2 protein-coding genes and 2 pseudogenes are annotated in these 3,840 nt (G+C 66.7%); 3 read left to right on the top strand and 1 reads right to left on the bottom strand.

Features of this window, described 5'->3' with window-relative positions; genetic code table 11:
* Nucleotides 1-255: pseudogene (locus tag ACHWRX_RS06835) on the bottom strand (hypothetical protein); the annotation flags it as partial.
* Nucleotides 256-547: 292 nt separating this feature from the next.
* Here ACHWRX_RS06835 and rpe point away from each other — a divergent pair.
* From rpe to purH, 3 genes and pseudogenes are all read left to right on the top strand, one after another.
* Complete coding sequence (rpe, locus tag ACHWRX_RS06830; protein ID WP_058735616.1) at nt 548-1,210, top strand: ribulose-phosphate 3-epimerase; 663 nt, start codon at nt 548-550, stop codon at nt 1,208-1,210.
* 4 nt (nt 1,211-1,214) lie between these two features.
* Entirely contained in the window at nt 1,215-3,134 is a 1,920-nt protein-coding gene (locus ACHWRX_RS06825) for a heparinase II/III family protein (RefSeq protein ID WP_394658630.1), read from the top strand.
* A 99-nt stretch (nt 3,135-3,233) separates the two neighbouring features.
* Nucleotides 3,234-3,840: pseudogene (gene purH, locus ACHWRX_RS06820) on the top strand (bifunctional phosphoribosylaminoimidazolecarboxamide formyltransferase/IMP cyclohydrolase); the annotation flags it as partial.

The following is a 3,840-nucleotide window of genomic DNA, read 5'->3' as shown; positions in this document are numbered from 1 at the left end:
GCGCGCGGGCACTTCCACGCGCGAAAGCCAGCGGCCGTGTTGCAGCCAGTCCGCCGCGGTGCCGCGATAAGTCTGCACGCGCATCAGGCCGCTGCCGCTGGTGATGCCGTCAACCGTCACCATCACGGCGGGGCCTTCGCCTGCAGAGCAGCGTCGCAGATCGTTGCGGATTTCCTGCTTGTACTGGGCCATGGCCGGAACGGCGCCGCCCAGCGCCAGAGCACCGGCCATCCCCGCCAGAAGCGTCGATTTCATTAAGGAATGCCCACGCATCCGATACGTCTTGTCGATCATGTCCTGCTAATCTTTCCAAAGGCCCGGCCCAAAGCCTGCCTTTTCTTTATTCCAGCCCCGCGCTTCGTACCTGGATGCCACCCAGGCGCTTAATCCGCACTGAATTCCCTTGATGCCCGATGATCCCCACTTCGAATGCGCGCCGAAGATGGTAAGGGCGCGGCTATTCGACATCGTGTGTGGAAAACGGGTCACCTTGGCTTGTCCGCACAAGATAGTGTGTTCTATTCGCCGATAAAGGATTTATCCCCGCATGGCCGTGCCGCTGATTTCCCCCTCCATCCTGTCTGCCGACTTCGCCCGCCTGGGAGAGGAAGTTCGCGCCATCGATGCGGCCGGGGCAGACTGGATCCACGTTGACGTTATGGACGGCCATTACGTGCCCAACATCACAATCGGCCCGGCCGTGGTAAAGGCCTTGCGGCCCCACACCGCCAAGCCGTTCGACGTGCATCTGATGATCTCCCCGGTGGACGGCTATCTGGAAGCCTTCGCCAATGCCGGGGCGGACATCATCACCGTCCACCCCGAAGCGGGCCCGCACATCCACCGCACCGTGCAGGCGATCAAGAACCTGGGCAAACTGGCGGGCGTCTCGCTCAATCCCGGCACTCCGGCCAAGATGCTGGACTATCTGATCGACGATATCGACCTGGTCCTGATCATGAGCGTCAACCCCGGTTTCGGCGGGCAGAGCTTCATCTCCAGCCAGCTTCGGAAGATCGAGGCGGTGCGCAAGATGATCGACAAGTCCGGCCGCGACATTCGCCTGGAAGTGGATGGCGGCGTCGATGCCGGCACCGCCCCCTCCTGCATCGATGCCGGGGCGGACGTGCTGGTCGCCGGAACCGCCACGTTCAAGGGCGGGCCTGAGAAATACGCCGCCAATATCCGCACCCTCAAGGGCCTGGATTGACGCATTGGTCCAGGCACTTCGCCCGCGAACCCGCCCGGCTCCCCGGAACCGCAGCGAACCTCGGGCGATACCGCTGGACGAGACGGGAGAGGAGGGCGTGTTGGAGGACGAAGATCGCAACGCGTCTGACGCCGCCAGGCCTGATCACGCTGGCCCTGATCACGGGCCGACACCCGAACTGGCGGCCAACGGGGAACTGATCGAGCCGGGCCGTGCCCTCGCCCTGTCGGATTTCACCGCGCCCGAAATCGGCACCAGTGAACGCCTGATCCGCTTCGCCTATCGGCTGGGCGTGCCCGCCTCCATGCTGGTCTCGCCGATGGGCAAGAAGGCCAAGCTGCGACTGCTGGCCACCGTCACCAACCCGCTGCCGGGCAACCGCGTTTCCGGCACCGCGCTGCGCGCCGGGCATTTCCTGATCCACGGCGCGAAGACGCCGATCGCGCAAGTCGACTATGCCGGCGCGGCCCGCGTCACGCCGCCGCTGGAGCGGGTGGTCCACGGCTTCACCTGGCTGGCGGACCTGGAAGCCTGCGCCCCGCGTACGCAAGTCACCCCGCTGGCGGAGCGCATCCTGGGCACATGGCTCAACGCCAATCCCAAGCCGCCCACCAAGCCCGGCAAGGGTCCGGCGTGGAGCGTGGGCAACACCGGCACGCGCCTGATCCACTGGCTGATCCATGCGCCGCTGATCCTATCCGGCGAAAAGGCGCTGCGCACCCGCACCCTGCGCGCGATGAACGAAACCGCGCGCTGGCTGGATCGCAACGTCAGCCATGCCGAGGATGGGCTGGCCGAAGTGGCCGGTTGGTGCGCGATCGTCGCCGCGGGCTTGTTGCTGCCCGATGGCAAGCCGCGCCGCCTGTTCGGTGAAGCCGGCCTGATCAAGGCGCTGGGCGAGCTGGTGGGTGAAGACGGCGGCGTCCTGTCCCGCAGCCCGATCGCGCAGATGGAGGCGATCGCGCTGCTGGTGCGCCTACGGGCTTGCTACCGCGCCACGCGCCGTGATCCGCCCAAGGCGGTGGAGGCGATGATCAGCCTGCTGGTGCCGCCGTTGCTGGCGCTGGTCCACTCCGACAGCGCGCTGGGCAACTGGCAGGGCGGCTGGGCGATCGGTGAAGATGAGATCGTCGAACTGATCGAGGCCAGCGGCGTGCGCACCCGGCCTTTGCGTGACGTGCGCCAATGGGGATACCAGCGCGTGCTGGCCGGGCGCACGGTGCTGCAATTCGATGCCGCGCCGCCGCCGATGCCCAAGCACGCGCGCTTCGGATGCGCCTCGACGCTGGCGTTCGAGCTTTCGCACGATGGGCAGCGGCTGATCGTCAATTGCGGCGGCGCGGGATCTGCGGGCGGGCTGCTGCCGCTGCGCCTGGAACAAGGCCTGCGCGCCACCGCCGCGCACTCCACCCTCACGCTGGACGATGCCAACTCTACCGCCGTGCTGATCAACGGGGCGATCGGCGTCGGCGTGTCCGAAGTCGATATCGAGCGCCGCACGATCGAGAGCGGCGGATCATCCGCTACCCGGCTGGAGGCCAGCCACAACGGCTATGCCGGCCGCTATGGCCTGACGCATCGGCGCATCCTGATCCTGCGGGACGATGGCTCCGAATTGCGCGGGGAAGACCTGCTGCTGCCCTCCACCCGCAAGGCCAAGCGCGGCAAGGTGAGCTTCGCGATCCGTTTTCACCTGGGGCCCGACGTGGAGGTGGGACTGGCCGAGAACGGCCAAGGCGCAGGCCTGGCCCTGCCGGACGGCAGCTACTGGCAGTTCGTGGCTTCAGGATGCGATATCGCCTTGGAAGACAGCTTGTGGGTCGATGGCCAGGGCCGCCCGGTGGCGACGCAGCAGCTGGTGCTGCAAGGGCTCGTCTCACGCGGAGGCGGAAACTTTGGCTGGCTGTTGAAGAAGATGGGCTGAACGGGTCCCGGATCACGTTCGCCAACACGCATCTGCCCTTCCCCCTGAGGCCTTCCCGTTATAGGGAGCGCGCGCTGCGCAACCCAGGATAACGCCGTCATGACCCAACTCGTTCCCATCCGCCGTGCCTTGCTTTCCGTGTCGGACAAGACCGGGCTGGCCGAACTGGGGCAGGCACTGGCGGCGCGCGGCGTGGAACTGGTCTCCACCGGCGGCACGGCCAAGGCCCTGCGCGACGCGGGCTTGACGGTGAAGGACGTATCCGACCTGACCGGCTTTCCCGAGATGATGGACGGCCGCGTGAAGACGCTGCACCCGATGGTCCACGGCGGGCTGCTGGCCGTGCGCGACAATTCCGAACATGCCGCCGCGATGAACGAGCACGGCATCGGCGCGATCGACCTGGTAGTGGTCAACCTCTACCCCTTCGAAGCAACCGTGGCCAAAGGTGCGGAGCGGGACGAGGTGATCGAGAACATCGACATCGGCGGTCCTTCCATGGTGCGCTCCGCCGCGAAGAACCACGCCTATGTCGCCATCGTCACCGATGCGGGCGACTATGCCGAGCTGCTTGGCCAGCTGGACGCCAACGATGGCGCGACGGACCTGGCGTTCCGCAAGAAGCTGGCCGCCCGCGCCTTCGCCGCCACCGCCGCCTACGATTCGGCGATCGGCCAGTGGTTCGCTGGTGTTGATCAGGGCGAGA

The organism is uncultured Novosphingobium sp. (assembly GCF_964277725.1).
Lineage (GTDB): Bacteria > Pseudomonadota > Alphaproteobacteria > Sphingomonadales > Sphingomonadaceae > Novosphingobium > Novosphingobium fluoreni.
This window is presented reverse-complemented; position numbering and strand designations above follow the sequence as displayed.